Source organism: Pseudomonas sp. P4_C3 (assembly GCF_056402075.1).
Genome location: NZ_JBFUIC010000787.1, coordinates 1 through 610 on the forward strand (window position 1 = coordinate 1; position 610 = coordinate 610).

Here is a 610-nt window from a genome sequence, read left to right on the forward strand (position 1 = left end):
ACCAGGTAGGTGACGCCTTTGCGCAGCATCAGGCGTACCAGCGGCCGCATGACATGTCGCAAGGCTTTGAGGAGCGAGGTGGGCAGCGTCGACGATTGCATTCAGCGAATTCCTGGATAGATAACCCCAGTATAGCTACGTGGGAAATAATCCCATGAACGCACGCGCGTATTTTTTTCGCGCCTCGTGCAAAACCGGTCCCCAGGGTTTTGCACGAGGCCGCAAAACGCTTCAGATCCGGCTGTCGTCGTCGGGTTCACCGCCGACATGGGCACCGCGGTCGTCACCAGGCTCACCGCCGACATGGACACCGCGGTCATCACCAGGCTCACCGCGAGCGTGGTTGCCGTGGTCGTCACCGGCTTCACCGCGAGCGTGGTTGCCGTGGTCGTCACCGGCTTCTGCATGGGTACCACCGCGACCGGAGTTCGAGGCTCCAGAACCGGCATGGCCTGAATTCCCATGGTCGCTGCCGCTGTGACCACTGTTGCCACCACTCCCACTGTTGCCGCCGTGGCCACTATTGCCACCATGACCGCCACCGCCACCGCCACCACCGTTGCCACCACCACCACCACCACCACCACCACCACCACCACCACCACCACCA

General features: G+C 62.8%; 2 pseudogenes. Both read right to left on the bottom strand.

Annotated elements, in window-relative coordinates:
- Positions 1-101 (bottom strand): annotated as a pseudogene (locus AC1DVH_RS32445) (DUF6502 family protein); the annotation flags it as partial.
- Between the two features lie 130 nt (positions 102-231).
- Positions 232-610 (bottom strand): annotated as a pseudogene (locus tag AC1DVH_RS32450) (hypothetical protein); the annotation flags it as partial.